21 protein-coding genes are annotated in these 22,775 nt (G+C 70.0%); 14 read left to right on the plus strand and 7 right to left on the minus strand.

Annotation, left to right across the window (positions count from 1 at the left end; translation table 11 throughout):
• Window positions 1–7 precede the first annotated feature (7 nt).
• Window positions 8–1,054, plus strand: coding sequence for a DUF2332 domain-containing protein (locus ACIBGM_RS40675; RefSeq protein ID WP_396388590.1), 1,047 nt, complete (start codon window positions 8–10; stop codon window positions 1,052–1,054).
• Between the two features lie 10 nt (window positions 1,055–1,064).
• Here the strand turns inward: ACIBGM_RS40675 and ACIBGM_RS40680 are convergent, their stop codons facing one another.
• Window positions 1,065–1,949, minus strand: coding sequence for an arginase family protein (locus ACIBGM_RS40680; RefSeq protein WP_396388592.1), 885 nt, complete (start codon window positions 1,947–1,949; stop codon window positions 1,065–1,067).
• A gap of 130 nt (window positions 1,950–2,079) precedes the next feature.
• Here ACIBGM_RS40680 and ffh point away from each other — a divergent pair, with 130 nt between their 5' ends.
• The 8 genes from ffh to ACIBGM_RS40720 all read left to right on the plus strand — a co-directional run bounded on the left by ffh (window position 2,080) and on the right by ACIBGM_RS40720 (window position 11,410).
• Complete coding sequence (gene ffh, locus ACIBGM_RS40685) at window positions 2,080–3,645, plus strand: signal recognition particle protein (RefSeq protein ID WP_396388593.1); 1,566 nt, start codon at window positions 2,080–2,082, stop codon at window positions 3,643–3,645.
• Window positions 3,646–3,773: 128 nt separating this feature from the next.
• Window positions 3,774–5,129 carry a lytic transglycosylase domain-containing protein gene (locus tag ACIBGM_RS40690; RefSeq protein ID WP_396388594.1) on the plus strand — a complete coding sequence of 452 codons (1,356 nt, stop codon included), beginning with the start codon at window positions 3,774–3,776 and terminating at the stop codon, window positions 5,127–5,129.
• A gap of 263 nt (window positions 5,130–5,392) precedes the next feature.
• Window positions 5,393–6,550: a lytic transglycosylase domain-containing protein gene (locus ACIBGM_RS40695; RefSeq protein WP_360533860.1), complete on the plus strand. Its 1,158-nt coding sequence runs from the start codon at window positions 5,393–5,395 to the stop codon at window positions 6,548–6,550.
• 24 nt (window positions 6,551–6,574) lie between these two features.
• On the plus strand, window positions 6,575–7,678 hold the full coding sequence (locus ACIBGM_RS40700) for an amidohydrolase family protein (RefSeq protein WP_360533857.1): 1,104 nt from the start codon (window positions 6,575–6,577) through the stop codon (window positions 7,676–7,678).
• 329 nt (window positions 7,679–8,007) lie between these two features.
• On the plus strand, window positions 8,008–8,286 hold the full coding sequence (locus tag ACIBGM_RS40705; RefSeq protein ID WP_360533854.1) for an SH3 domain-containing protein: 279 nt from the start codon (window positions 8,008–8,010) through the stop codon (window positions 8,284–8,286).
• A gap of 60 nt (window positions 8,287–8,346) precedes the next feature.
• Complete coding sequence (locus tag ACIBGM_RS40710; protein ID WP_360533851.1) at window positions 8,347–9,582, plus strand: histidine kinase; 1,236 nt, start codon at window positions 8,347–8,349, stop codon at window positions 9,580–9,582.
• Complete coding sequence (locus ACIBGM_RS40715; protein WP_360533848.1) at window positions 9,570–10,208, plus strand: response regulator transcription factor; 639 nt, start codon at window positions 9,570–9,572, stop codon at window positions 10,206–10,208. Before ACIBGM_RS40710 ends, ACIBGM_RS40715 begins: the two co-directional genes overlap by 13 nt.
• A gap of 86 nt (window positions 10,209–10,294) precedes the next feature.
• The gene (locus tag ACIBGM_RS40720) at window positions 10,295–11,410 is read left to right on the plus strand and encodes a S1 family peptidase (protein WP_360533845.1); all 1,116 of its coding nucleotides are present in this window, start codon (window positions 10,295–10,297) and stop codon (window positions 11,408–11,410) included.
• 52 nt (window positions 11,411–11,462) lie between these two features.
• Here the strand turns inward: ACIBGM_RS40720 and ACIBGM_RS40725 are convergent, their stop codons facing one another.
• Complete coding sequence (locus ACIBGM_RS40725; protein WP_396388595.1) at window positions 11,463–12,815, minus strand: SPFH domain-containing protein; 1,353 nt, start codon at window positions 12,813–12,815, stop codon at window positions 11,463–11,465.
• Between the two features lie 25 nt (window positions 12,816–12,840).
• The gene (locus ACIBGM_RS40730; protein ID WP_360538977.1) at window positions 12,841–13,035 is read right to left on the minus strand and encodes a hypothetical protein; all 195 of its coding nucleotides are present in this window, start codon (window positions 13,033–13,035) and stop codon (window positions 12,841–12,843) included.
• Window positions 13,036–13,163: 128 nt separating this feature from the next.
• Here ACIBGM_RS40730 and ACIBGM_RS40735 point away from each other — a divergent pair, with 128 nt between their 5' ends.
• Both ACIBGM_RS40735 and ACIBGM_RS40740 read left to right on the plus strand, forming a co-directional pair.
• Window positions 13,164–13,544 (plus strand): hypothetical protein, encoded by a 381-nt coding sequence (locus ACIBGM_RS40735; RefSeq protein WP_360538980.1) that lies wholly within the window; start codon window positions 13,164–13,166, stop codon window positions 13,542–13,544.
• A gap of 1 nt (window position 13,545) precedes the next feature.
• Window positions 13,546–15,720, plus strand: coding sequence for a caspase domain-containing protein (locus tag ACIBGM_RS40740; RefSeq protein ID WP_396388596.1), 2,175 nt, complete (start codon window positions 13,546–13,548; stop codon window positions 15,718–15,720).
• Here ACIBGM_RS40740 and ACIBGM_RS40745 read toward each other — a convergent pair.
• The 4 genes from ACIBGM_RS40745 to ACIBGM_RS40760 form a co-directional block, all read right to left on the minus strand.
• Window positions 15,686–16,510, minus strand: a complete 825-nt coding sequence (locus ACIBGM_RS40745) for a carbohydrate ABC transporter permease (protein WP_360538989.1) — start codon at window positions 16,508–16,510, stop codon at window positions 15,686–15,688. The two genes, ACIBGM_RS40740 and ACIBGM_RS40745, sit on opposite strands and share 35 nt — an antisense overlap.
• Window positions 16,510–17,460 carry a sugar ABC transporter permease gene (locus tag ACIBGM_RS40750; protein ID WP_360538986.1) on the minus strand — a complete coding sequence of 317 codons (951 nt, stop codon included), beginning with the start codon at window positions 17,458–17,460 and terminating at the stop codon, window positions 16,510–16,512. Before ACIBGM_RS40750 ends, ACIBGM_RS40745 begins: the two co-directional genes overlap by 1 nt.
• A gap of 115 nt (window positions 17,461–17,575) precedes the next feature.
• A complete protein-coding gene (locus ACIBGM_RS40755) occupies window positions 17,576–18,865 on the minus strand; it encodes an ABC transporter substrate-binding protein (RefSeq protein ID WP_396388597.1) in 1,290 nt (429 codons plus the stop codon).
• A gap of 5 nt (window positions 18,866–18,870) precedes the next feature.
• Window positions 18,871–19,821: a carbohydrate kinase family protein gene (locus ACIBGM_RS40760; RefSeq protein ID WP_396388598.1), complete on the minus strand. Its 951-nt coding sequence runs from the start codon at window positions 19,819–19,821 to the stop codon at window positions 18,871–18,873.
• A gap of 126 nt (window positions 19,822–19,947) precedes the next feature.
• Here ACIBGM_RS40760 and ACIBGM_RS40765 point away from each other — a divergent pair, with 126 nt between their 5' ends.
• The 3 genes from ACIBGM_RS40765 (at window position 19,948) to rpsP (ending at window position 22,775) form a co-directional block, all read left to right on the plus strand.
• The gene (locus tag ACIBGM_RS40765; RefSeq protein WP_360526395.1) at window positions 19,948–20,700 is read left to right on the plus strand and encodes a DeoR/GlpR family DNA-binding transcription regulator; all 753 of its coding nucleotides are present in this window, start codon (window positions 19,948–19,950) and stop codon (window positions 20,698–20,700) included.
• Window positions 20,697–22,040, plus strand: a complete 1,344-nt coding sequence (locus ACIBGM_RS40770; RefSeq protein ID WP_360526392.1) for a 6-phospho-beta-glucosidase — start codon at window positions 20,697–20,699, stop codon at window positions 22,038–22,040. The genes ACIBGM_RS40765 and ACIBGM_RS40770 overlap by 4 nt, the downstream gene beginning before the upstream one ends.
• A gap of 174 nt (window positions 22,041–22,214) precedes the next feature.
• Window positions 22,215–22,775 carry a 30S ribosomal protein S16 gene (rpsP, locus tag ACIBGM_RS40775; RefSeq protein ID WP_396388599.1) on the plus strand — a complete coding sequence of 187 codons (561 nt, stop codon included), beginning with the start codon at window positions 22,215–22,217 and terminating at the stop codon, window positions 22,773–22,775.

Genomic DNA, 22,775 nt, shown 5'->3' on the forward strand with positions numbered 1-22,775 from the left:
CTGCTGTGTGCACGTTGTAGAGACTCTTCAGCGTCAAGCTGTTGCCTGCGAGGAACTCGGCTCCCCGATGTACGCCGAGCTGTGCCGGCTCATCGTGGACGACTACGAGGTCGGCGGCGTGTCCACCGGCGTACTGGCCGGCTACGAGGACCGTCCGTTCGGTGACGCGATTGCACTGCGGTTGCTGGGCTCGGTGCACCGGCTGGTGCTGGCGGGAGAGCTGCCGGAGCTTGCTGCGTTCTACCCGAGCGTGGGCGGGACGTGGGACCCGGTGCTCGGCTGGGAGGCGTTCGAGCAGGTGCTGCAGTCCCGGTCGGCCGAGCTGCGGTCGCTGCTGACCCAGCCACCGCAGACGAACGAGGTGGGCCGGGCCGCCGCGCTGTACGGCGGTCTGCTGCAGTTGGTCGAGGACGTTCCGCTGCCGGTGCGGCTGTTCGAGATCGGCGCGAGCGGCGGACTCAACCTGCGGGCGGACCAGTTCCGGTACAACCTGGCGGACGGGACCGGATTCGGCCTGGCCGAGAGCCCGGTGGTGTTCGAGGAGGCGTGGTCGGGCCGGGCGTTGAAGCCGATGCCGCTGCGGATTGCCGAGCGGGTCGGCAGCGACATCGCGCCGGTGAACCCGCTGACGGAAGAGGGTGCCCGCACGCTCACGTCGTACGTCTGGCCGGACATGCCGGTGCGGCTGGGCCGGTTGCGTGGCGCGTTGGCGATCGCGCGGCAGGTGCCGGCCGACGTGCACCGGGAGGACGCGGTCTCGTTCGTGCATGGGCTGGAGCTGTCGCGCGGCCACGTGACTGTGCTGTGGCACTCGATCATGTGGCAGTACCTGACGCGGGACGACCGGGCTGCAGTCGACGACCGGCTCGCCGAGCTCGGGGCGCAAGCCGACGAGCACTCCCCACTGGCCCGGCTTCGCCTGGAACCGCTGCGCCGAACACCCGACGGTCCGTTCGACTTCCTCGTCGCCCTCGAGCGCTGGCCGGGCGGCCGGCGCCAGATCCTCGGCCGCGCCGAACCTCACGGACAGGGCCTGGTCTGGAACAACCGATGAGCCGTAGCCCTCAGTCGAAGGCCGCTACCAGGGTGTCGGCCAGTGCGGCCGCGTAGCTGCCGTCCGGGTCCAGGTCCGGGTCGAAGATGCCGATGTCGATCCCCACGCACTTCGGTGCCGAGAGCAACGGCCTGAGCAGCTCGACGAGCTGGGCGTGGTCGATCCCGCCCGGGTCCGGGCTGTCCACCGCCGGCATGATCGCGGCGTCGAGGATGTCCACGTCGAGGTGCACCCAGAAGCCGTCGAGCTCCTGCAGGTGCTCGAGGACGCCGGCCGCCGCCTTGCCCGGGTCCTCGGCGACCGCGAGGGCCGGCCAGACCGGGATCCCGGCCGCACGCACGTCGTCGACGTACTCGTCGTCCGCCCGAATCCCGAGCAGCACCGCATCGGTGTCCCTCGTGTACGGCGCGAGTCCTTCGAGGTCGGTCAGATCGGCCTGGCCGCGGCCCGTGGTCAGCGCGAGTGCCTCGCCGCCGGCGGCTCCGACGTACGGGGAGTTGTCGACCGTCCGGAAGTCCGAGTGGCCGTCGAGGTAGACGACGCCGTACCTGCCGCGTCGCTTCAGCGCCAGCGCCGGTCCGAGCAGGATGCTGCACTCACCGCCGAGCAGAACCACGAACCGGTCCTCGTCGAACAGCTTCGTCAGCCGGTCCGCCAGCTTGACCGTGTACGACGCCATCGCCGCCGCGTTGAACACGCCGTCGCCCGGCTTCCAGCCCGCGCGGTCGTACCGCGGCGGCGTCACGTATCCCGCGTCGACGGCGCCGATCCGCTGCACGAACCCCTGGTCCCGGATCGCCCCCGCGAGCTTGTAGCAACCCGGCACAGTCCCGTCCACCGGCGGCCGCAACCCCAAGTTGGACGGCCCGTCCAGCACGACCCGGCTCCGGCTCACAGCTGTCTCCTAACCGTTGGATCATCATTTACCGGTTAGATCGTGAAGGTCCGGCGGACACCCTGTCAATCACCGTCGGTAGACTCGGTGAGGTTGTACCTGGGTTGTCTCTGGAGAAACGGACTGTTTCGTGTTCGATACGCTTTCCGATCGGTTGTCGGCCACCTTCAAGAACCTGCGCGGTAAGGGCAAGCTGACCGATGCGGACATCGACGCGACCGCGCGGGAGATCCGGATCGCGCTGCTGGAGGCCGATGTCGCGCTGCCGGTGGTGAAGGAGTTCATCGCCGCGGTCCGGGAGCGGGCCAGTGGGTCCGAGGTGCGCGGCGGGCTGAACCCGGCGCAGCAGGTGATCAAGATCGTCAACGAGGAACTCGTCACGATCCTCGGCGGCGAGACGCGCGAGCTGCGGATGGCCAAGCGGCCGCCGACGGTGATCATGCTCGCCGGTCTGCAGGGCGCCGGAAAGACCACCCTGGCCGGGAAGCTGGCCAAGTGGCTGAAGGAGACCAAGCACCAGACCCCGATGCTGGTCGCGGCCGACCTGCAGCGGCCGAACGCCGTGACCCAGCTCCAGGTGGTCGGCGACCGGGCCGGCGTGCCGGTGTTCGCGCCCGAGCCCGGCAACGGCGTCGGCGACCCGGTGGACGTCGCCCGGAAGGCGATGGACGAGGCGCGCACGAAGCAGCACAGCGTGGTGATCGTCGACACGGCCGGCCGGCTGGGTGTCGACGAGGAGCTGATGAAGCAGGCCGCGGACATCCGCGACGCGGTCACGCCGGACGAGATCCTGTTCGTGGTCGACGCGATGATCGGCCAGGACGCGGTCACCACCGCCCAGGCCTTCCTGGACGGGGTCGGCTTCGACGGCGTCGTGCTGGCCAAGCTGGACGGTGACGCCCGCGGTGGCGCCGCGCTGTCGATCGCGCAGGTCACCGGCCGCCAGGTGATGTTCGCCTCGAACGGCGAGAAGCTCGAGGACTTCGACGTCTTCCACCCCGAGCGGATGGCCTCGCGCATCCTCGGCATGGGCGACATCATGACCCTGATCGAGCAGGCCGAGCGCACCTTCGACGCCGAGCAGGCCGCCAAGACCGCCGCCAAGCTGCAGAAGAAGGGCGGCAAGGACTTCACCCTGGACGACTTCCTCGCCCAGATGCAGTCGGTGCGCAAGATGGGCCCGCTGACCAAGATCTTCGGCATGCTGCCCGGCGCCGCGCAGTTCAAGGACCAGCTGGAGAACTTCGACGAGCGCGAGATCGACCGGATCGAGGCGGTCATCCACTCGATGACCCCGGCCGAGCGGGCCGACCCGAACATCATCAACGGCTCCCGCCGGGCCCGGATCGCGAAGGGCTCCGGGACCGAGGTGGCCACCGTCAGCGGGCTGGTCGAGCGGTTCTTCGAGGCCCGCAAGATGATGAACGCGATGGCGACCGGCAAGGGCTTGCCGGGGATGCCCGGGATGCCCGGGATGCCGGGGATGGCCGGTGGCGGCGGCGCCCGGAAGGCCAAGCAGCAGGCCAAGAAGGGCAAGAAGCGCGGCTCCGGGAACCCGGCCAAGCGGGCCAACCAGGGCAACCAGCAGCCGTCCGCGCCGCAGCCGGGCCAGCTGCCGGCCGCGTTCGGCGGCGGCCAGAACGGCGGCGACTTCGAGCTGCCGGACGACCTGAAGAAGATGCTCGGCGGCCAGTAGGGCCCGAGAGGCGCTCGGTCACTGTGTGAAGTGGCGCACCGTTACCGGTTGTCCACGACCCTGTGGCGACTAAGATCGTGCCTACGCCCGATGCACCACGTACTGCGAGGACGTCGAAGGACGGTCGGATGAGGCAGCAGTTCAAGATCCTGGACACGTGGCGGGGCAAGCTGACCGCCACCTGGGTCATCTTGGCTCCCCCCACCGCCATGGTCGCCGTGTTCGTGGCCGGCGGCGTCACCTCCAACACGTTCATCGTCGACGCGCACGCGCTGGCCCAGCCGCGCCAGGACGCCCAGTTCGACGAGCTGGCCAACAACCTGCCGACCCAGCCGGGCGCCGACGGCAGCCTGCCGACCCAGGCGAAGTCGCAGATCCAGGTCCCGGTGACCGGTGCGGTCGACGGCCCGGTGCAGCCGATCCAGGGCATCACCGGCAACCCGTCCGGCATCCCGGGCACGGTCCTGGCGGCGTACCAGAAGGCAGCCAACGAGCTGGCCGTGGCGATGCCGGGCTGCAAGCTCACCTGGCCGCTGCTGGCCGGCATCGGGAAGGTCGAGTCCGCGCACGCCAGCGGCGGGCGCGTCGAGCCGAACGGGACCACCCGCGGCAAGATCCTCGGCCCGGTCCTCGACGGCGGCCCCGGCATGGCCGCGATCACCGACACCGACCAGGGCCTGTACGACGGGAACACCTCGTGGGACCGCGCGGTCGGGCCGATGCAGTTCATCCCGGGCACCTGGAACACGTTCGGCGCGGACGGCAACGGCGACGGGGTCAAGGACCCGCACAACGTGTTCGACGCCGCTCGGGCGGCCGGCGACTACCTGTGCTCCGGCGGGGCGAACCTGTCCGACCCGCAGGGCCTGGTGCAGGCGGTGCTGCGCTACAACCACTCGATGGACTACGTGTCCACGGTGCTGCGCTGGATGCAGTCCTACGCGAATCAGACGGTGACGATCCCGGACACCGAGGGCGTGATCAACCCTCCGACCGACGACAGCGGCAACGTGGACACCTCGAACGACCCGACCCGGACCGAGACGACCACCACGCCGCCGACCACTCCGACTCCCGCGGTGACCCCGACGACGGCCCAGCCGAGCACGCCGGTCCCGACCACGCCGAGGCCGACGACCAAGCCGCCGACGACCTCCAAGCCGCCGACGACGACGAAGCCGCCGACGACGGCCACGCCGACGCCGACGCCGTCGCCCACGCCGACGAACACCCAGGGCACGCCGTCGGAGACGCCGACGACCACGACGCCGACTCCGACGCCCACCCCGACTCCGACGCCGACGCCCACCCCCACGCCGACGCCGACCCCCACGCCGACGCCGACGCCGACGCCGGACCCGACCTGCACGACGCCGACCGCGACCCCGACGGCCACTCCGACGCCGGAGCCGTGCGCGACGACGTCGCAGGGCGAACCGACCTCGGAGTCCACGCCGGACCAGGCCCCGCAGTCCGGTAGCTGATCAGGGGTTTCGACCCCGGGGTAACCGGGGAGATTACCTGCGGTCCCGCGCCCGACCAGGCCGGGATTTCACGCTTTGGCGCAGCCGGTGGTGGTGCCCGTTTTCGGGGGTGTTGGCGGGTCAGGTAACTTTGCGTCGACTTGATGTAACTTTCTGGCGTATGGATCGTTGAGGGGACTATGCGCCTAACCCGTAGTGGTAACCGTCGGGTCAAAATCATCATCGCTTCACTGTGCACAGCCCCGCTCCTGGTCGGGGCCATCGTGACAGTCGCCTCGGGCGGAGCCGGTGCCTCCGGCCAGCTCGCGGCGGACAGCCCGGTCGCTCCGTCGCCTGGAGCCGGGCTGAACAGCGGTGAGTTCGACGAGCTGACGATGATCGTCCCGCAGCGTCCCGGAGTGGACGGCCGGCTCGGTTCCGACCAGCCCGCCCGCGCCGACGTGCCCGTGCAGGGTGCGACCGACGGGCGGTCCGTGGTCCGGCCGGGGCGGCCCGATGCCGTCAACGGCATCCCGCGCGGGGTGTTCCCCGCCTACCGCCGCGCCACCGCGAACCTCGCCGTGGTCCGGCCGAACTGTGGGCTCACCTGGCCGCTGCTGGCCGGGATCGGCAAGGTCGAGTCCGACCACGCCAGCGGTGGCCGGGTCGACGTGGCCGGCACCACCCGCGGCAAGATCCTCGGCCCGGTGCTGAACGGGCGCCGCGGCAACGGCCGGATCACCGACAGCGACCAGGGCCGGTACGACGGCGACCTGACCTGGGACCGTGCGGTCGGCCCGATGCAGATCATCCCGCAGGTGTGGACCGACTTCGGCGCCGACGGCAACGGCGACGGCTTCCGCAACCCGAACAACGTGTACGACGCGGTCACCACGGTCGCGGTGTACCTGTGCTCGGAGGGCGACGACCTGAAGCGGCCGCGGGACCTGGTCTCGGCCCTGCTGCGCTACCAGCACTCCAAGGACTTCGTCGCCACCGTGCTGAGGTGGATGCGGGTCTACAGCAAGAACGCGGTGCTGATCCCGAACGAGAAGGGCAGCCTGTCGGTGCCGAAGGCGACCGGTAACGCCGAGCGCAAGGTCGACCCGCGCGAGGTTCCGGATGTTCCGGACGACTCCAAGCCGTCCACGAGCACGTCCGCCACCCCGACGACGAAGCCGACCGCGCCGGCCACGACCGACGAGCCCTCGGTGCCGGACCCGGCCGACACGCCGACCAAGTCGCCGACGCACAAGCCGACCAAGCCGACGCCCAAGCCGACGCCGACCCCGACGCCGACTCCCATGCCGACCCCGACGCCGACTCCGACCCCCACCCCGACGCCGACGCCGACCCCGACGGACACGCCGACCAGCTCGCCGTGCTCGTCGACCGACCCGACCACACCCACCTGCACCCCGGGCGGCGGCTCGCACGGCTGACGCCGGGCCGGTTAACGTCGCGGTATGACGGACAGTGCACTGACAGACAGGGGCGTACTCAGGCTCGTCGGCACGGTGTTGCCGGCCGGCGAGCAGCAGGAGATCCATCTCAGCGGTGGGCTGGTCGTGGACCGGCCCGCCGCTGCCGATGTCAGCACCGTGCACACCGGCGGATGGATCGTGCCCGGCCTGGTCGACGCGCACTGCCACATCGGGCTGGACCAGCACGGCGCCGTCGACCGCGACACCCAGGAGGAGCAGGCGGTCGCCGACCGGGCGGCCGGTGCGCTGCTGGTCCGGGACGCGGGGTCGGCCGCCGACACCCGGTGGATCGACGATCGCGAGGACCTGCCGAAGATCATCCGGGCCGGCCGGCACATCGCCCGGTCGAAGCGCTATATCCGCAACTACGGCTGGGAGATCGAGCCGGACGAACTGGTCGCGTACGTCGAGCAGGAGGCGCGGCGTGGTGACGGCTGGGTCAAGCTGGTCGGCGACTGGATCGACCGCGACGCGGGCGACCTGACGCCCTGCTGGCCCGCCGAGGCGCTGAACGCGGCGATCGCCCGCGCGCACGAGTTGGGCGCCCGGGTCACCGCCCACGTCTTCGGCGAGCACTGCCTGCCGGACCTGCTTGCCGCCGGCATCGACTGCCTCGAGCACGGCACCGGCCTGCTCCCGGACATGCTCGACGCGATGGCCGAGCGCGGGGTTGCTGTCGTCCCGACGCTGATCCAGCTCGAGAACTTCCCGCAGTACGCCGACGCCGCCGCCGCGAAGTTCCCGGTCTACTCGGCCCACATGCGCGACCTGTACGAACGCCGCCTGGTCCGGCTCCGGGACGCTTACGAGGCCGGCGTACCCGTGTATGCCGGGACCGACGCCGGTGGGGTGCTCGGGCATGGCCTGGTGGCGCAGGAGATCCAGGCGCTGACGTCGATCGGCCTGTCGGGCGAGCAGGCGCTGGCCGCCGGGTCGTGGGCGGCCCGCGAGTGGTTGGGGGCTCCGAGCAACCTTCAGCCGGGCGACCCGGCCGACCTGGTGGTGTACGACGAGGATCCGCGCGCGAACCCCGCCGTACTGAGTCATCCGCGGGTGATCGTGCTGCGTGGCAGGGTGCTGACTTGACCGCAAAATGTTTCCCGAACCACTGGTCGGGACGGAAGATCTTGGCCTAGCGTGACCTCCCGGGACCGCCGACGCCCCTCGGCGGACCGAACAGGGAAGGAACCGCCCCACGGGTCGAGAAATCCGCCATCTGGCCGCCCGAGTACCCGTGTCCAGACTCTCCGAGAGGTGCTGGTCGGCGTCGGGTACGCCGAGTCGCATCTCGACGGCCACAACGGCCTGCCCAGCCAGGCCAACGGGTACGGTGTGATGCACCTGGTCAGCAACACAACGAGATCCCTGGCAACGACCACACCGACCCGGCTCCGCATTGGAACTGGACCTACTACATGCAGTTGGTGAACGACGGCAACCCGCCGCAGTACAACTTCACCACCTACGGCACCGGCGTCCGGGTCCGCTCGGCCCCAAGCCTGTCCGCGTCGGTCGTCACCACGCTGCCCGGCCCGACCCAGGTCTTCGTCGAGTGCCAGGTCAAGGGTGACCCCGTGACCGCCGAGGGCACCACCAACGACTGGTGGGCCAAGCTGCGCGACCAGGGCGGCTACATGACCAACATCTACATCGACCACCCCGACCCGAAGCTCCCCGGCATACCCGAGTGCTAGAGCCTGAAAGGTAGAGCCTGCTGTACCGACGCAGGCCGGGCCGTGCCGGAGGATTGAGGCATGTTGACCAAGATCCTGTCGCGGGGTGGCCCGGCCTGCGGATACCTGTTCGTGCGGTACCTGAAGGCTGTGGTGCTGCTGGCGGCCTTGCCGATCAGCCTGCTGCTTGCGTGGGTCATCCCGGGTGCCACCGCGGGGCTGGTGAAGCTGGCCAACAGTGAGCGGTACCGGGCGACGAAGTACCTCGGTCTGTCGCAGGATCCGCCGCTGCCGCCGGCCGCGCCACGGCGGCCGGGTGATGTCGTCACGCTGTTCCGGGACAAGTCCTTCACCCGCAGCCTGCGGCTCCTGCTCGGGCCGCTGGTGATGATCCCGGAGCTGCTCGTCGCGGTGATCGCGGTGGTGGGAGCGCCGTCGGCGATCCTCAGCATGCTGCTGTGGAGGCTTGATCCGGGCAACTTCAGCCTGATGGGTCTGGACGTCGACAGCTGGCTCGAGGCGCTGACGCTCGGCCCGCTGCAGGTCCTGGTGAGCCTGTGGTTCCTCGGCTGGGTCGCCCCGGCCGTGGCCGGCGGGCACGCTCGCGCCGTACGGCGTCTCCTCGCACCGAGTGAGGCGGAGCTGGAGACCGCCAGGCTGGCCCAGCGCGTGGAGGAGCTGACCAAGAGCCGTGCAGGCGCAGTGGACTCGCACGGATCCGAGCTGCGACGCATCGAGCGCGACCTGCACGACGGCACGCAGGCACAGCTGGTGTCGCTGGCCATGCGCATCGGCGTCGCGAAGCAGATGATGGCCGACGACCCGGAGAAGGCCGCCAAGCTGCTCGACGACGCCCGTGACGGCGCAGAGCAGGCCATGAACGAGCTGCGCGGCGTACTGCGGACCATGTACCCGCCGATCCTGGCCGACCGCGGCCTGGCTGGAGCCGTGTCCGCACTTTGCGCCCGCTGCCCGCTGCCCGTGGACCTCAGGCTGGGCGAGCTGGGTGCCGTGCCGGCCGCAGTGGAGGCGGCTGCCTACTTCGTGGTCGCCGAGTCGCTCACCAACGTCACCAAGCACTCCGCCGCCGGGCATGTCGACGTACTGATGGAACGGCGGGGCGCCGACCTGTACCTGGCGATCACGGACGACGGGATCGGCGGTGCGCGGATCAGCGAGCAGGCTGACCTGCTGGGTCGGGGGAGTGGCCTGCATGGCATGCTCCACCGCGTGGAGGCGATCGACGGACGGCTGGAGCTGCAGAGCCCGATCGGCGGCCCGACCACGGTCGAGGTGGTGCTGCCGTGCGGGTCGTGATCCTGGAGGACAACCCGATCCTGGCCGAGGGGCTCGGCCTGTTGCTCGGCAACTCCGGCTTCGAGGTGGCCGCCGTGGCCCGGGACGCGGACGAGTTCGCGAAGGTGATGGCCGACCACGCCCCTGACATCGCGATCGTCGACGTACGGCTGCCGCCCACCTTCACCGACGAGGGGCTGCGCGCCGCCATCGACGCCCGCCGCGCCCGCCCGGGTCTCCCGGTCCTGGTCTTCTCCCAGTACGTCGAGGAGGTGTACGCCGCCGAGCTCCTGGCCGCCGGAAGCGAAGGCGTCGGCTACCTGCTCAAGGACCGGGTCTCCCGCGTGGACGAGTTCCTGGAAGCGGTACGGCGAGTGGCCGCCGGAGGCACCGTGCTCGACCCGGAAGTGGTCAGCCAGCTGATGGTGAGGCGCAGCAGCCCGCTGGACCGGCTGACCCCGCGGGAGCGCGAGGTGCTCGCGCTGATGGCCGAGGGCCTGGGCAACGCCGCGATCGCGGAGAAGCTGGTCATCTCCGAGGGCGCGGTGCACAAGCACGTCGGCAACGTCTTCCTCAAGCTCGACCTGCCGCCGACCGACTCCGGGCACCGCCGAGTCCTCGCCGTGCTCGCCCATCTCGGCCTCTGACCCTTGACGAGCTGTGCTCAGTAGGACACTCTCAGGTGCGAGAGCGCTCTCACGCACCGATCCGCCCCTAGGTGAGGAGAGTCCGGATGAAGGTCCTACTAGCGGCCGTGCTCGTGGTGAGCGCGGTGACGGTACCCAGCCAAGCGGTCGCGGCCGAGCCGCTCGCTGTGCCCGGCCAGGCCGCGGCCATGCAACGAGACTTCGGTCTGACCGAAGCACAGGTGCGCCAGCGGCTGGCAGCCGAGACGTCGGCCGCCAAGCTGTTGCCCGCGGCCCAGAAAGCCGCCGGTGCCCACTTCGGCGGCGCCTGGTACGACGAGAGCACGCAGAAGCTCGTGATCGGCCTCAGCCGGCCGGACCACGCGGCTGCTGTCCAGGCCACGGGCGCCGCGACGACCGCCGTACCTGTGACTGCTGCTGCGCTCGACAAGCGGAAGGCTCTGGTCGACAAGCTGGCCGGCAAGGCTGTGCCCGACGCGGTCAGCGGGTGGGCCGCCGACCCCCGGACGGGGACTGTCGTCGTTAACGTGCAAGCAGGTAAGCAGTCGAAGCTCGTGGACGCCTTCGTGGCGCGGGTAGCCCGGGCGGGTGCGGTGACGGTCCGCGAGGTGGCTGCCCAGGCGCCCCGGACGTACGCGGCCGGCACGGTCGGCGGCGACCCGTATTACGTCAGCAACATCCGCTGCTCGATCGGGTTCTCCGTGCACGGCGGCTTCGTCACCGCCGGCCACTGTGGTCGCGGCGGCACGGTCCGCGGCTGGGACGGCTCGGACATCGGCAGCTTCCGCGGCTGGTCGTTCCCGGACAACGACTACGGCTGGGTGTCGGTCGGCAACGGCTGGTGGACCGTGCCCGTGGTGCTCGGCTGGGGACAGACGAGCGACAAGCTGGTCCGCGGCTCCTGGGAGGCGCCGATCGGCTCGTCGGTGTGCCGGAGCGGGTCGACCACGCACTGGCACTGCGGCCAGATCCTGGCGAAGAACGAGACGGTGAACTACGGCAACGGCCAGCTCTTCCACGGCGCGACCAAGACCAGCGTGTGCGCCGAGGGCGGTGACTCCGGTGGCTCGTACATCACCGGCGACCAGGCCCAGGGCGTGACGTCCGGCGGCTGGGGCAACTGCAGCAGCGGCGGCGAGACCTGGTTCCAGCCGGTCAACGAGATCCTGTCGGCCTACGGCCTCACCTTGCACACCGCCTGACAAACGGCGCGGCTCCCCTTGCGCACAAGGGGAGCCGCGACCAGGTGGTTCGTCAGGCCGACTCGTTCGGCACCGGCTCCAGGGTCGGCTTGTCGCCGTTCTTGGTGACCGCGAGCGTGTCGATCATCTGCTTGGCCAGCGCGAAACCGGAACCGCCCATCGTGATGGCCTTCACCAGGGTGTCCTCGATGCCCTGGGCACCGTTCAGGACGACCATGTTGCCGACCTTCTCGAACGAGGTGGCCGCCGCGGCGACGATCTCCGGGTACGCCTCGGCCAGCTGCTGGGCGACGACGGCGTCGGTGTTGGTGGCCAGCGCCTCGGCCCGGGCCTTGATACCGGCCGCCTCGGCCATCGCCTTCGCCTGCACCGCGGCCGCCTCGGCCTTCCCGGTCAACTCGGTCGCCTTCGCCTCCGCCTCACCGCGCAGCGCGACCTCACGGGCCTGCGCCTCGGCGGCCGCGATCTGCGCGTCGCGGGCGGCCTGGGCCAGCGTGCGCTGCCGGTAGGCCTCGGCGTCGGCCGGCTTCAGCACCGTCGACTCCAGCTGCTTCTCGGCCAGCGACGCGTTCAGCTTCGCGGTCTCGGTCTCGGCGACCACGACCTCCTGGCGGGCGAGCGCCTCGGCCAGCGGACCGGACTGCGACGCCTTCGAGTTCGCCTGGTCCACCTCGGCCTGGTAGCCGGCCTGGGCGATCGAGCTCTGCCGGACCGCGGCCGCCTTGGCAGCGGCGGCGACCTGCTCGCGCTCGGTCGCCTCGCGGTCCCGCTCGGCCTGCGCGATCCGGGCAGCCGCCTCGACCGCCGCGGCCTGCGGCCGGCCCAGGTTCTTGATGTAGCCGGACTCGTCGTCGATCTCCTGGATCTGCAGCGAGTCGACCACCAGGCCGAGCTTCTCCATGTCCCCGGCCAGCGAGCCGCGGATGTTCGTGGTCAGCGTCTCCCGGTCGTGCAGCATCTCCTCGACCGTGGTCGAGCCGACGATCGCCCGCAGGTGACCGGCGAACAGTTCGTGGATGGTGCTCATCACCTGCTCGTCGCTCTGCTCCAGGAACCGCCGGGCCGCGTTCGCGATCGAGCCGTAGTCGTCACCGACCTTGTACGCCGTGACGCCCTTGATGTGCAGCGGGATGCCCTGGCTGGACACGCACGTCACGGTCAGCGGCGTGGCGCGGATGTCCAGCGGCAACCGCCGTACGGTCTGGAAACCGGGCAGCACCGCGGTGCCGCGGCCGACCACGATCTTGAAGCCGAGCGTCTCGTTGACCTGGTCCTGGCTGGAGTGCGCGCCGAGACCGGAGATGATGAGGGCCTCGTTCGGTTCGGCCACCCGCCAGACCATCCGGAAGAGGATGAGCAGGACCAGCAGCGCGACGGCGCCGATGATCAGGTACGTCCAGAGCATTTCCCCTCCAAGGGAACAGAGTGTTTCAGAAGGCGCGAGCGACGTAGACCGTGCGGGGTGGATCGAACTCGACCACCACCACCGGCGTGCCCACCTCGATCACTTCGTCGGTCGCCGGGTAAGCGTAGAAGGCCTCGGTGGCACCGCGGACCGGCAGCATCACCTCGCCGACGGTTCCCGGTGCGATCCGGCCGATCACGCGTCCCCGCTTCCCCACCATGACGCCCCTCCGACGCAACTCAGCCAGCTTCAGTTCCGGGAAGCTTAGTGCCATCACCGGTTGTGGCCGTGACGGTACAGGCGCATGGTTGAGATGCCGGCCTGGGGGTGTGTTGGGGGAGAGGGCTGATGGGCGCAGAGGTTCGCGTGGGGGTTGTCGAGGACGGGTCCGACGACGCGCGGCTCGAGGAGCTGGCCTTGCTGCTGCGGCAGGAGTTGCTGGAGCTCGACGTACGCGCGGTCGAGCCCTACCGCGAAGGCGAGGCGCCCGAGGGGTCACGGGCCGGCCTGGCCGCCATCGCCGGGGTGCTGAGCGTGACGCTCCAGCCCGGGCTGCAGGTGCTCGGCTCGGTCGTCTCCGTGGTGCGGGACTGGCTGCGCCGGTCGGGCAGCGGGCGGACCGTGAAGGTCACGATCGACGGCGACACCATCGAGCTGAGCGGGGCCAGCGACGCGGTCCAGCAGCAGCTGGTCGACGCCTGGATTCGCAAACACGCAGCGGCGGCGTGAGATGGACGGCGCGCGCGTCGCCTTGGTGATCGCGAACGACCAGTACGACGACCCCGGCCTGCGTCGCCTGGTCGCGCCGGCCCAGGATGCGGCTGCGTTGGCCGAGGTCCTCGCGGATCCGGCTGTCGGCGGCTTCGAGGTGCAGGTGCTGCACAACGCCGCGGCGCAGGAGATCAGGTTCGCTGTCGAGGACTTCTTCGCCGACCGGGCGCCCGAGGACCTGCTGATGCTGCACTTCTCCTGTCACGGGCTGAAGAACTCGGCGGGTGAGTTGTTCCTGGCGGTTGCGGACACCAAGCCGACCCGGCTGGCGTCGACCGCCGTGGCCGCGGACTTCGTCAACCGGCAGATGGCCGACAGCCGGGCCCAGCGGATCGCGTTGTTCCTCGATTGTTGCTACGGCGGTGCATTCCCGCGTGGCATGGTCGTCCGGGCAGCCGGCGAGGCGCAGGTGCGGGACGCGTTCGCCGGTCAGGCGGAGGTGGGTGGTGGGCGCGGTCGCGTGGTCGTGACTGCATCCAGCGCGATGGAGTACGCCTTCGAGGGTGGGCAGCTGGCGACGGATGCATCCGCGCCGTCGGTGTTCACGAGCGCGGTGGTCGACGGGCTGACCACAGGCGAGGCGGATCGCGACGGTGACGGCTGGGTTGGGCTCACCGAGCTGGTCGGGTACGTGACCGACCGGGTCCATCGGGTCACTCCGAATCAGAACCCGCAGATGTGGACCTTCGGCTCCCAGGGCGAGCTGCTGATCGCCCGCAGCCGGGTCCGCCGGATCACGCCGGCGCAGCTCGCACCGGAACTGATCGAGGCCATGGAGAGCCCGTTGCCGGCGGCAAGGTACGGCGTGGTCGACTACCTGCGCGAGCGGTTGGTCGGCAACGACCTGAGTCAGGCGTACGCCGCGTGGCAGGCGCTCCAGCCGATGGTGAACGACGATAGCCGCCGGGTCGGCCTGGCCGCCGCGGAGGCACTCGAGGTCGGTGTGCCCCGGGTGACCCCGACGGCGCTCGACCTCGACGCTTCCGGTGACGGTGAGCTGCGGCTGGACGGTCCACCGATCGCGCTGACCGCGGTCGCATCGCCAACCGCGGACTGGCTCCGGGTCGAGCAGGACGGCGCCACCATCCGAGTCCACGCCGACCCCAACCACCCCGGCGATGCCTCAGTAGTAATCACCGGCCCAACCGCCGAACTGACAGTCCCCGTCCGCCACCCAACTCCCGCCGTAGCCCCCACTCCGGTCGCTGCCGCCCCCGCTCCGGTCGCTGCCACCCCGGCACCAGTCACTCTCACCATGCCGGACACCGAGTCCGAGCCCCCACCGCCGCCACCCGAACCGGAACCCGGTCCGCCACAACCACAACCCCAGCCCGAGCCACCGCACCGGGAGCCCCCGTCCGGACAGGTGCCGTGGTGGCTGATCGCCGTACTGGTCGTCGGCGCGGCCCTTCTCGTCTACCTGAACTGGCCGGGCGAGACCGAGTCCCGCAAGATCTGGTACGACGAGGCCAACACCGGGTGGTACGTGTACCGAAGCTCGGGTGATCCGGTGATCCTGTCATCGGTGGCCGCCCTGCTCGCTGCGCTGGTCGCCCGATGGTCGGGACCCGTCGCCCTCGGTGTCGTGGCGGGATGTGTCGCCTCGTTGCTCGGCGACGCGCTGCTGGTCCTCGTCGGCGGGATCGCGTCCGAGGAGAGCACCAAGTTGTTCGGGCTCTGGACCAACGAAACCACCGCGTGGCTGCTGACCGGGGCGATCGCCGCCGTGATGGCCGCCGTACTGCTGACCTTGCTGTGGCCCGGCACCTGGCCGGTCTGGCCGGTCCCACCGGTGCCCGCGGTGCTGGCTGTTGCCGGCGGCATCCTTTGGCTGGCGAGCGCGCTGATCCCGCACCCCGACGGGATCTCCTTCTTCACCGTCACCAGGCTCGCGGCGGTGGAGCCGTTCGTCGCGGCCGGATTGGTCTGGCTCGCGGTGGCCGCCACGCAGGCCCGGACCCGGACGTGGATCACCGCGGCCGCGGCGACGTACGCGGTGATCGGCATGGTCGCGGTGATCCCCGCCCTGACCGAGGGCGACTCGTGGCCGGTCTTCCTGACCGTGCAGCTCGGCAGCGTGCTGTTCCTCGCCGCCCTGCTCAGCCGCGGATTGCGCCTTCGGTTGCGCCCTTGATGAACTGGCGGGCGAAGATCCCGAACACGATCACCAGCGGGACCATCGCCATCAGCGCGCCGGTCATCACCATGCTGTAGTCGACGCCGTGGCTGCGGTTCAGCGTGGACAGCGCCACCTGCAACGTGAGGTGGTCGGGGTTGGTGAGCACGATCAGCGGCCACATGTAGTCGTTCCAGGACGCCACGAAGGTGAAGATGCCGAGGAACGCCAGCGCCGGGCGGGCCGACGGCAGCGCGACGTGCCAGTACGTCCGCAGGAACCCGCACCCGTCCAGCGTCGCGGCCTCGACCAGCTCGTCGTGGATCGAGTTCTGGAAGTACTGCCGCATCCAGAAGATCCCGAACGCGTTCGCCGCGCCCGGAATGATCAGCGCCTTGAGCGACCCGACCCACCCGAGCAACGCCATCGTCTGGAACTGCGGTACGGCGGCCAGTTGCGCCGGCAGCAGCATCGTCGCCAGCAGGATCACGAACAACGCGTTCCGCCCCGGGAACCGGAACTTGGCGAACGTGAACGCGGCCAGCGAGTCGAAGAACAGCACCAGCAGCGTGGTCGCGACCGCCACGAACGCGGTGTTGGCCATCGACTGGAAGAACGCCACGTTCTCCAGCACCGCCCGGACGTTGTCGTCGAACTGCGAGCCGAAGGTGAACTTCGGCGGGAACCGGTAGATGTCCGCGGTGCTGTTCGACGCCATGATGATCGTCCACGCGAACGGGAACATGAACACCACCAGCGCGACCACCAGGACGGCGTGCAGCGCGATGCCGCGCAGCCGGTAGCGCATCATTTCGCCTCGCTCCTGCCGCGGAAGATCCGCCAGTTGATCGCCGTGAACAGCAGCACCAGCACGAAGATGCTGAGCGCGATCGCGGCGGCGTACCCGTAGTCGTTGTCCAGGAAGGCGGCCCGGTAGAAGAACAGCACGACCGTCATACCGCTCTGCCCGGTGCCGCCGCTGTTGCCGACCATCACCTGCGGCTCGGTGAACGTCTGCAGGCCGCCGATGGTCGAGATGACCACGGTGAACAGTACGACGGGACGCAGCTGCGGCAGCGTGATCGAGAAGAACGTCCGGACCGGCCCGGCGCCGTCGACCTTGGCCGCCTCGTACTGGTCCTTCGGGATCGCCTGCAGGCCGGCCAGGTAGATCAGCGTGTTGTAGCCGACCCACTGCCACACGATCATCGTCGAGATCGCGATCTTGATCCCCCAGGGCTGGCCGAGCCAGTCCTGCTCGGGGATGCCGAGCGACCGCAGCGCGGCGTTCACCAGGCCGAAGTTGGTGCTGAACACCGAGCCGAAGAAGATCGCCATCGCCACCAGCGAGGTGACGTTCGGGATGAAGTACGCGATCCGGTAGACGTTGGTGAACCGGATCGCGGACTGCAGCATCACCGCGAGCACCAGCGCGATCGCCAGCGTCGGGATCGTCGACATCAGGAACAGCACGACGGTGTTCTTCAGCGACAGCCAGAACGTCGGGTCCTCGACCAGGAACCGGAAGTTGTCCAGGCCGGTGAACCGGCGGGCGCTCAGGCCGTCCCAGCGCTGGAACGCCAGCACGATCGTGGACAGCATCGGATACAGCCCGAACACCGCGAACAGCAGGTAGAACGGCGACAGCGCCAGGTAGAACCGCCAGTACGACCAGACCGGCCGGCCGGGCCGCCGACCGGTCGAGGGCCCGGTCCGCAGCTCGGCCGACGCGGTCGGCACAGTCGTGGTACCGGTCATGGGGCCTCCCGGCCTGGACTGAGGAGCGGAGGGAGCGAAGCGACTGGAGGGACGAGGGAAGGCTGGGAGTTCCAGCCCCATGACCAGCCGCGCCGGAGGCGTGGCATCAGTACCGTCACTGCACTCCCTGGCGCTTGGCGATCGCCTTTGCCTTCGACACTGCGGAGGTCCAGGCGGCGTCGGAGGTCTTGGCGCCGGACTGCACGGTCTTCAGCTCGTCCTTGAACGGCTGCGCGACCGCGCCGTCGGCCGGCGCCTCGTAGGCGACCGGGATGGCCTTGGCCGCCGGGCCGAACACGTCGATCGGCACCTGGCCGCCGAAGAACGGGTCGGCCACCTTCAGCTGCGGCTTGTCGTAGGCGGCCGGCGTGGCCGGGAAGATCTGCGCGTCGGCGAACGCCTTGGCCTGGTTGTCCGGGTTGAGCATGTACTTGATCACCTCGAACGCCTTGGCCGGGTCGGCCGCGTTCTTGGTGATGGTCAGGAACGAGCCGCCGAAGTTCGCCGGGCCGCTCGGGGTCGGGGCCAGCCGCCACTTGCCGACACTGGTCTTGACCGCGTTCTTGATGTCGAGCGCGACCCAGGCGGCGCCGACGTGCGCCGGGACCGTGCCCTGGTCGAGCCCGGCGTTCCAGTCCGGCGAACCGCTCGCGGTCTTGCCGTCGATCTTCAGCGTCATCGCCTTGACCACGGTGTCCCAGGCCTTGCGGATGTGGTCCTGGTCGCCGATGAAGGTGTTGTCCTTGGAGACGTACCGCTCGGTGCCCTGGCCGACCACGATGTCGTAGAGGTCGGTGGCGTCCCAGACGATCAGCGCCTTCGGGTTCGACTTCTTCAGCTCGATACCGGCGGCGAAGAAGTCGTCCCAGGTCTTCAGCTGCTCGGCCACCTTCGCGGGGTCGGCCGGCAGGCCGCCCTTGGTGAACACGTCCTCGCGGTAGTACAGCGCGGTCGGCCCGATGTCGATCGGCAGGCCGATCACCTTGCCGTCCAGCGTGGTGGCCTGCTTGACCTTCCAGTCCACGTAGTCGCCGAGGATCGAGTCCGCGCCGACCGTCTTCAGGTCCACGAACCGCTCCGCCTGCGGCAGCATCGAGGCGATGTCCTCGCCCTTCAGCCCGGTGATGTCCGGGATCGAGGTCCCACCGTTGAAGGTGGTGATCAGCTTCTGCTTGAAGTCGCCGCCGATCTCGGAGTACTTGATCTTCGGGTCGGGGAAGTGCGCGATCGTCTCGTCCAGCACCGACTTGCCGAGGCCGCCGGGCCAGCACCACAGTGCCAGCTCGGTGGCGGGGTTGGTCTTGGTCGTCGTACCGGCGTCCATCCCGGACGAGCAGCCGACGACCGTTCCGCCGAGCACGGCTGCGAAGCCCCCAGCGAGCAGCGTCCGACGTGAGAGCTCCATTGTTCTTACCTTCCTGAGTGGGCGCTGATCAGCGCTTGGAGGGAGTGGTCTTCGGGGTGGGCGGCCTGCCACGCGACCAGGTCGTCCCAGCGGGGCGCCGCGTCGGCGCCGCCGAGCCGGGTCACCGACAGCGCGGCGACGAGTGCCGCGAACCGGACCCGCTGCACCAGCGGCAGGTCCCACAGGGTCGCGGCGATGAAGCCGGCGGCGAACACATCACCCGCCCCGGTGGTGTCCGCCGCCTGCACTGGGTACACCGGTACGACGACGCGCTCACCGGTGGCGGCGTCCAGCGCCAGCGCACCGTCGGCGCCGTTCGACACGACGACGAGCGGGACGAGCTCCGCGAGCCGGTCGAGGGCCTGCTCCGGGCTGTCCGTCCGGGTGTAGTTCATCGCCTCGCCGGCGTTCGGCAAGAACACGTCGCAGTGCTCGAGCTGGTCGAGCACGTGCGGGTCCCACTGCTCCGACGGGTCCCAGCCCACGTCGGCGAACACCACGCTGCCGGCCGCCTTCGCCTTCGCCAGCCACTCGTTCGGCCAGGGGCCGATGTGGGCGGCGACAGCTCGGGCAGCCGGCGGCGCAGTGATCAGCTCGTCGGCCGACAGCAGGGGAGGGGTGCCCCGGGTGACCAGTGCCCTGTCGTTGTCATAGGCAAGGGCCACCGTCAGCGGGGTCTGCCAGCCGGCGAGCTTGCGGGAGAGAGTCAGATCGATGCCTTCGCCGTCGGCGAGCCGGTCCCAGAGCCGGTCGCCGAGATCGTCCGCGCCGAAGGCCGCGGCCAGGCCAGTGCGCAGCCCGAGCCGGGACAGCGCGACGGCGAAGTTGGCGATCCCGCCCGGGCTCTCGAGCGAGTCGGTGGCCCAGACCTCGGTGCCGGGACGCGGGGCAGTGGGCAGGCCGAGCACCAGGTCCTGGAAGACCAGACCGGACACCACGACGTCCAGCTCCACCATGCGTTGCCACACTCCTGCACGCTCGATCAAACTCGTGCATGAATCTTGAATCTGATGCGCAGGATGCGCAAGACCTGATCATAGATTTGAGTGAAAATGACGGAGTTTGCGTGATACGGTCTCCCCGTGTTGCCAAAGCAGCGGCAGGATCAGATCGTCCGTTCGCTCCGGGCCGACGGTGCCGGGGGCGTGAAAGTGCTGGCCGAGCGTCTGGGCGTGAGCGAGGCGACGATCCGTCGCGATCTCGAGCAGTTGCACGCCGAGGGCCGGCTGACCCGGGTGTACGGCGGAGCGCTCGCCGTCGACGGTGGTGACGAGCCTTTTGCGGACGTCAACGCCGTACACGCGGAGGAGAAGGACCGGATCGCGCGGCTGGCCGCTGAGCTGGTGAGCGACGGTGAGTCGGTGCTGCTCGACATCGGGACCACTGCGCTGCGGGTCGCGCAGCACCTGCACGGCCGCTCGCTGACGGTCGTGACGAGCAACCTCGCCGTCCTGGAGGAGCTGCAGAACGACGAGCAGATCGAGCTGATCGTGCTCGGCGGGTTCGTCCGGCGGAGTTACCGCTCGCTGGTGGGGTATCTGACCGAGGAGAGCTTGCGGCAGATCCATGTGGACTGGCTGTTCCTCGGCACCAGCGGGGTGCGGCCGGACGGGCGGGTGATGGACAGCACGATGATCGAGGTTCCGGTGAAGCGGGCGATGATCCGCGCCGCCGACCGCGTGGTGCTGCTGGCGGACGCGACGAAGTTCCCCGGACACGGTGTCGCGCGCGTGTGCGAGCCGGGTGAGCTGACCATGGTGGTGACGGAGTCCGGAGCCGACGAGGCGACCCGGGCGCAACTGACGGAGGCAGGCGTGCAGGTGGTGTTGGCGTGAGACTGACCATCCTCGGCGGCGGTGGGTTCCGGGTGCCGCTCGTCTACCAGGCGTTGCTCGGCGACCGCGGCGACGGCCGGATCACGTCGGTGGTGCTGTACGACACCGACCGGACCCGGCTGTCGTCGATCGGGGCGGTGCTGCGGCAGCAGGCTGCCGCGGTCGTGGACGCTCCGGTGGTGACCGAGACGACCGACCTGGACGAGGCGCTGCGCGGAGCGGACTTCGTGTTCTCCGCGATCCGCGTGGGTGGACTCGAGGGCCGGACCGTCGACGAGCGGGTCGCGCTGGACCTCGGCGTCCTGGGCCAGGAGACGGTCGGCGCCGGCGGGATCGCCTACGGGCTGCGCACGCTGCCGGTCGCGGCGGGGATCGCCCAGCGGGTCGCGGCGCTGGCGCCGGAGGCGTGGGTCATCAACTTCACCAACCCGGCGGGCATGGTGACCGAGGCGATGATCCCGTACCTGGGTGACCGGGTGATCGGGATCTGCGACTCACCGTCCGGTCTGGGGCGGCGGGCCGCGCTGGCGCTCGGCTTGGACCCGTCGACCGCGTTCTACGACTACGCGGGGCTGAACCACCTGGGGTGGCTGCGCGGGCTGCGGTCCGGTGGGGTCGACCGGCTGCCGGCGCTGCTGGAGTCGCGGGAGGCGCTGGCGTCCTTCGAGGAGGGCCGGCTGTTCGGCGCCGACTGGCTGCGGTCGCTCGGGGCGATCCCCAACGAGTACCTGCATTACTACTACTTCGCGCGCGAGACGCTGGCCGCCGTACAGGCTGTGCAGCAGACCCGCGGGACCTTCCTGCTGGCGCAGCAGTCCGCCTTCTACGCGGAGACGGCTCGGCATCCGGAGCAGGCGCTGGAGCTGTGGCAGAAGACCCGGGCCGAGCGCGAGTCGACGTACATGGTGGAGAGCCGTGAGGTCGCGGACGCGGGGGAGCGGGACGAGCGGGACATGGCCGCGGGCGGCTACGAGCAGGTGGCGCTGTCGCTGATGCGCGCGATCGCGCACAACGAGCGGGCGTCGCTGATCCTGAACGTCCGCAACCGGGGCGTCCTGCGGCATCTGGACGACGACGCGGTCGTCGAGATCCCCTGCACCGTGGACGCCAACGGCGCCCTGCCGGTCACCGTGTCCCAGCTCACAGACCACCAGGCCGGCCTGGTCTGCTCGGTCAAGGCCGTCGAACGCGCCACGATCGAGGCGGCCGCCTCCGGCTCCCGCGACACCGCGCTGCGAGCCTTCGCCTGGCACCCGCTGATCGACTCGGTCACCGCGGCGGGCAAGCTGCTGGACGCGTATGCTCAGCAGCTACCCGAGCTGGCCCCGTTCCGGAGCTGACCCTCGGGTTGGTTGCTTTCCGTGGGATCTGGCACAATGGCCTGCTGAGTCCGTCCAGGTTCGTGCAGCCCTCTAACTCCACTGCCTGGAACGGCCCATTCGAGTGGTCACCCGTTGTCCCCACGACGCTGTGCTGCTCACCCAGACATGTAATCCGAGGGAGACCCCACAAACGTGGCAGTCAAGATCCGTTTGAAGCGCATCGGCAAGAAGCGTGCGCCGCACTACCGCATCGTCGTGATGGACGCCCGGACCAAGCGGGACGGCCGCGCCATCGAGGAGATCGGCAAGTACAACCCGAAGGCCGAGCCGTCGTTCATCCACGTCGAGTCGGACCGGGCGCAGTACTGGCTGGGCGTCGGCGCGCAGCCGACCGAGGCCGTCGAGGCGATCTTCAAGGCCTCCGGTGACTGGCAGAAGTTCAAGGGTGAGGACGCTCCGGCGCCGCTGAAGGTCAAGGAGCCGAAGCGGGACAAGCAGGAGATCTTCAACGAGGCCCTCGCCGAGGCGCACGGCACGCTGAAGACCGAGGCCGTCACCGCCAAGAAGACCGCGGCGAAGAAGGCCGACAAGAAGGACGACGCGCCGAAGGACGAGGCCCCCAAGGCTGACGAGGCCGCCAAGGCCGACGAGGCCCCCAAGGCTGACGAGGCCGCCAAGGCCGACGAGGCCCCCAAGGCTGACGAGGCCGCCGAGGCTCCGGCCGAGGCGCCCGCCGACGACGCCAAGGCCTGA

The organism is Kribbella sp. NPDC050470, from assembly GCF_044458365.1.
Taxonomy (GTDB): Bacteria; Actinomycetota; Actinomycetes; order Propionibacteriales; family Kribbellaceae; genus Kribbella.